This window comes from Noviherbaspirillum denitrificans (genome assembly GCF_002211445.1).
Taxonomy (GTDB): domain Bacteria; phylum Pseudomonadota; class Gammaproteobacteria; order Burkholderiales; family Burkholderiaceae_D; genus Noviherbaspirillum; species Noviherbaspirillum denitrificans.
The window spans coordinates 1-4,920 of sequence record NZ_LSTO01000031.1 but is presented as its reverse complement, the minus strand read 5'-3'; the positions used below and the strand labels follow the sequence as shown (position 1 = coordinate 4,920).

Here is a 4,920-nt window from a genome sequence, read left to right as displayed (position 1 = left end):
GCCTCCGGCGGGTCGGCCTGCACGTCAGAATAGACTTGCACCGCCATGCCCGCCTTCTTCAGTGCAGCCAGCGCGGACTCCAGCAACCCTGCCGCCTCCACGCCCTTGTCCGTCATCAGCAGCAGCGATTGGCAGCCCAGCTTGCCGGCAAGCTCACCGAGCCGCCCGGAAGCGCCCGCTCCCACCAGCGTCGAGCGCGGAGCCTGGAATTCGAAGTTCAGCACACCCCTCTCCTTTCTATTTTGAAACACGCCCAGCTTTTCATCGTGGCGCCTAGTTACTTGCATAAGTGGACTATACACGGCAGAAAAAATGATTTCAAGTGCCATTTGATATTTTATTTATTGGGGGAGAGCGTGGTTTAGCGGTTTACATTATTTGATTTCATAAATAGACTTTAAGGCGAGAGATGAAAGTGCTGACCGTCCGCGCAGGACACAGCCTCAAGTAAGGAGCAATCATGGATAGCGTGAACCTGGAAGTACTGAAGGCCGCAATTGAGTGGTCTGAGAGCGATCGTTACACCTTGCTCGCGACGGTAGTCAGGACGTGGGGATCGGCGCCGCGACCGGTGGGTTCGATGATGGTCATCCGTGACGATGGACATGTGCGCGGCTCCATTTCGGGAGGCTGCATCGAAGACGACCTGATCTGGAAGATCCGAGAGGGGCACTACCGGGAAACGGCGGCGAAAAAGCTGACTTACGGTATTTCAGCGGAAGAAGCGCACAGGTTTGGCCTGCCATGCGGCGGAACAATGGAAATTGTGCTGGAGCATGTCACACCAGCATCCCGACTTCGGCCGCTCCTTGATGCGGTACTTTCGCAAGGCCTGGTCACCCGCGAACTGGACCTGGAATCGGGCACGGTCACGCTGAACCATGGTGCCCGGGTAGCGAGCCTTGTCGTGAATGATCGGCACCTGGTCACCGTGCACGGCCCACGCTATCGCCTGATCATTGTCGGCGCCGCCCAGGTCTCCCGTTATGTGGCTGAAATGGCAAGAAGCCTCGACTATGAAGTCGTCGTCTGTGATCCGCGTGAGGAATACCTGGATGAATGGGACGTTGAAGGTGTGCAATTGTCCCGCGAAATGCCGGACGATTTATTGCTGCGGCTGCAACTCGACGCACACAGCGCAGTCGTTACCCTGACCCACGACCCGAAGCTTGACGACATGGCCCTGCTGGAAGCGCTGAAGTCGCCTGCCTTCTACGTCGGCGCGATCGGGTCCCGCGCCAACAACGACAAACGCCGCGAGCGGCTCGCCCTGTTCGATTTGACGGACGAAGAAATTGGCCGCCTGCACGGCCCGATCGGCATGCATATCGGCGCCCGCACGCCGCCTGAAATCGCAATCGCCATCCTGGCCGAAATGACGGCCATTCGTAATGGCGTTCCGGTGCTCCAGTCGCAGGCGATGCGGGCGGGCGTGCTGACGGCGGCGCCAGCGGGATGCATGGCCTGACTTCGGCGGTGGCACGACGCCGATCCAATCGACTGCTGAAATCACGAGGAGCTTGCACATGCTGAAGGTCTATGCCATCGACGGTTTGACACCTGTAGTCCATCCTTCGGCCTTTGTCCATCCATCCGCCATCTTGATTGGCGACGTCATCATCGGCGCGCACTGCTACATTGGCCCGCTTGCCAGCTTGCGGGGAGACTTCGGACGGATCATCGTGGAACAGGGAGCAAACGTGCAGGACGGCTGTATCTTGCATGGATTCTTCGACACGGACACGATCATCGAAGAAGACGGCCATATCGGCCACGGCGCGGTCCTGCACGGATGCCGGATCGGCAAAGACGCGCTGGTCGGCATGAACGCAGTGGTCATGGATAATGCCAGCATCGGCGCCTGCAGCATTGTCGCGGCCTCCAGCTTCGTCAAGGCAAACTTCATCGCGCCGCCGCGCAGCCTCGTGATCGGGACGCCTGCTGTCATCGCCCGCAGTCTGCGCGACGAGGAGATTGAATGGAAACGCCAGGGCACACGCGATTATCACCAGCTGACCCTCCGCTCAATGACCACCATGCGCTGCGTCACCCCCTTGCAGGAGGTGGAAGCGAGCCGGCCGCGTATGCCCGGCGCATCCGGCAACAAACCGAAGGGAGCCGCGTCCTGAACGGCGGCGACAATATTGCGATGATCGACACAAAGGATACGCCCATGCCAGAACATGTCGAATTACAGGTTGAAGGACGTGGAGTCAGGCTTGAATACGCCCGAATCCTGGCGGCGGACGACGGCGCGCCCCTTATCGTCTTCCTCCATGAGGGCCTCGGATCGTTGTCGATGTGGGGCGACTGGCCGCAGCGCCTGTGCCGGGCCACGAACACGCGCGGGCTTGTTTTTTCACGCTATGGTTATGGACACTCGACGCCACGTCCAACCGGGAACTGGCCATCGGATTACCTCGAGCTCGAAGCCAGGGTCATGCTGCCAGCCCTGTTCGCGGCTCTGGATATTCAGCCCGAAAAGGAAAAAGTGATCTTGTTCGGCCATAGCGACGGCGGAACGATTGCCCTGCTGCACTCGGCGATGTTTCCGCACACGTTAGCGGCCACTATCGTGCTCGCGCCGCACGAATTTGTGGAGGAAGTGGGGACGCAGCGCATTAAAACCCTTCAACAGGGATTCAACGGCAGCAGTCTCGCCAGGATGCTCAAGGAACATCACGCTGATCCAACCGGTGTTTTCCGGGGTTGGAGTGAACTGTGGGTCGCCGATAGGTATCGCGACTGGAACATCGAGCATTGGCTTTCCCGTATCACCTGCCCCTTGATGGTGGCCCAGGGAGCGCAAGACCAATATGGCACGCTTGAACAGGTCCACGCGGTGACGCGTGCAGTTCCGCATGCGGAATCCGTCATTTTGGAGAACTGCCGGCATATCCCGCACCAGGAACAACCTGAAGCACTGCTTAATCACGTGCGACGATTCCTTTCGCTGCATGAACTGGTGGATCTTTTGGCGGCATCCGATTCGTAACCGTCATGTACTTCCACAGTTCGAAATTCCAGCTATCATGTTTTCCAGGTTGGTGCTCATACGAGGAGACAAGACATGAAAATTGTCATTGACTATTCCGGTGACGGACTTCGGTTAACTGCAGAAGCATTCGAGCACCTTAAGGCTTGCTCTACCTCCGACGGGTCAACGCATGACCATCTTCTAGACCATTGCACACTGACCTCGTACGCGGTAGCTGTTATCCCCCCATACCCGCGGCAACTACGGCATCATCCAGAGCTTCTTGATCTTGTTTCATGTCTTGGAAAGCGAACGTTCTGTTCAGAATGTGACGTTCGTGTCGTTGATATTCCCGACGGCGTGGACTGGAAAATCGGCGAGATCGCAGGATTTGAGTGGATCGATGCCAAGGCGCCTAATGAAGCAGCTGCCAAGCTAGAACTATGCTACACGCCGCTCTAGCGTTTTCGGCCCACTCCGCGCGTACATATCGAGTGCTACTGATTTCCTCGCCGCTATCTGACCGTTGTTTTCTAGCGCGAGCGTCGGTACCGCGGCTGCTTCGTTAACGTACTGCATCGGACATTATGCTCATAATGTCGAAAATTTACTGAAGCCAACTGGAAAAATTGACGCCGGAGGCCGCACCGCTGTCTAACGTGCAGTCCCTCTGAAAAAATCCGAATAATTAATATCTCCGGGATGCAATTGGCTTTCAATCTCTCGAAAGTATTCTTCGAACAATTGACGAGGCGTGTGGCGCACCTCAGTACGGCACAAAGGGTAAAGTGAAAGTCCCGGCACACGTGGCACGATCATACAGCCGGCGACCTCGTCAGGCGTAGTCCATACGCAACTCGGAAAAAGCGGTGAAATTCCCGCCAGGCCAATTATTCGTACTCGTCCAGTATTACCAAGCCGAACAATGGTCGCGTAGTACACAGAGTACAGAGCGAGCACCACTCCTCGCCATAAAATCCTTGGCACACTCTTTTCCAGTCGCGACACGAACCCCGTTGGAAGATCATCAAGACAGACTTGTTCAATTTCTCCCGCTGTCCTTAGGCTAATGTAGCTTTCAAGACTACGGCGGACCAGGATATAGGCCAATTGTTCAGGAGGATGAGTCCCTAGCCATACGCTTTCCGCGTCTTCATTCAATTCCTGTATCTCTTCCTTCGCAGTCTTTTCAGTCCCGGGGAAGACCCACCTTCGTAGGCGCCGAATGGTGCATCGATAAACGGCATTGGCCTTCCGAGTTCGGATGGACCAGTTCCGCCCACGTACATAGTGATTTTCCACCCGAGGTAGTAGGCGTACGCGCCATGAGATTATTTTTATGGATCCATTTGCTAACGGAGATAGCATACCTTCGTTCAATCCACACAAATCAGCAACAATTGCCTGCTCCAAGTGGAAGGGATTGCACCAAAGGCTCCACGATCTGTACTCTGACACCAGAAAATTAACATTGAATGCAAACTGAACGCGACGATTTTTGCTTTTCCAACTCTTGGCAAATGGTTCGATTTTTGCCGACAGTTCGGATTGTTGCTCACGCAAAGACAGATGCTCGATAAGCGAAGTCTCGGCGCCACAGAGCGGACCGGCACAATGATAACAACGATAGGGCCGAATACCTGGCCCAGTCGCTTCGCCTATATACGGCGTCGGCACGCCACATACCATGCATTCAGTACGTAACTCACAAGAATGTAATGGACACAGCGGTAGTGTAATGACCCACTGAAAACCTGCTCAGGTGATAATTCTGTAAGGAAGTCACATGAGCACGGTAATGGAAGAAGAATTCAAACGATGGACAGCCAAGCGTAAAGCGGCGTTGGTGACCGAGATCATCCAGGGCAAGACCAGCGTAGCGGAGGCGAGCCGGACGTACGACTTGCCCCCATCTGAGGTCGAGGAATGGGTGGAAGAAGGCC

Annotated in this window: 6 protein-coding genes; 5 read left to right on the top strand and 1 reads right to left on the bottom strand. The window is 55.9% G+C overall.

From position 1 onward, the window contains the following. The coding region (locus tag AYR66_RS27855; protein WP_141104359.1) for an iron-containing alcohol dehydrogenase at nt 1-224 on the bottom strand (224 nt) is incomplete at its 3' end. Between the two features lie 236 nt (nt 225-460). Here AYR66_RS27855 and AYR66_RS27850 point away from each other — a divergent pair. From AYR66_RS27850 to AYR66_RS27835, 5 genes are all read left to right on the top strand, one after another. After that, nucleotides 461-1,468, top strand: coding sequence for an XdhC family protein (locus AYR66_RS27850; RefSeq protein WP_088710774.1), 1,008 nt, complete (start codon nt 461-463; stop codon nt 1,466-1,468). A gap of 58 nt (nt 1,469-1,526) precedes the next feature. After that, on the top strand, nt 1,527-2,129 hold the full coding sequence (locus tag AYR66_RS27845; protein ID WP_088710773.1) for a phenylacetic acid degradation protein PaaY: 603 nt from the start codon (nt 1,527-1,529) through the stop codon (nt 2,127-2,129). A gap of 44 nt (nt 2,130-2,173) precedes the next feature. Continuing rightward, complete coding sequence (locus tag AYR66_RS27840; protein ID WP_170942401.1) at nt 2,174-2,995, top strand: alpha/beta fold hydrolase; 822 nt, start codon at nt 2,174-2,176, stop codon at nt 2,993-2,995. 75 nt (nt 2,996-3,070) lie between these two features. Beyond that, nucleotides 3,071-3,439, top strand: a complete 369-nt coding sequence (locus AYR66_RS28630) for a hypothetical protein (protein WP_141104358.1) — start codon at nt 3,071-3,073, stop codon at nt 3,437-3,439. Nucleotides 3,440-4,763: 1,324 nt separating this feature from the next. Next, nucleotides 4,764-4,920: DUF1153 domain-containing protein (locus tag AYR66_RS27835; protein ID WP_141104357.1), on the top strand; the 157-nt coding region annotated here is incomplete at its 3' end.

Excerpts from the sequence above, each read along its gene's own strand:
- AYR66_RS28630 (WP_141104358.1), top strand. The coding sequence starts at position 3,071 with ATGAAAATTGTCATTGACTATTCCGGTGACGGACTTCGGTTAACTGCA.
- AYR66_RS27840 (WP_170942401.1), top strand. The coding sequence starts at position 2,174 with ATGCCAGAACATGTCGAATTACAGGTTGAAGGACGTGGAGTCAGGCTT.
- AYR66_RS27845 (WP_088710773.1), top strand. The coding sequence starts at position 1,527 with ATGCTGAAGGTCTATGCCATCGACGGTTTGACACCTGTAGTCCATCCT.
- AYR66_RS27850 (WP_088710774.1), top strand. The coding sequence starts at position 461 with ATGGATAGCGTGAACCTGGAAGTACTGAAGGCCGCAATTGAGTGGTCT.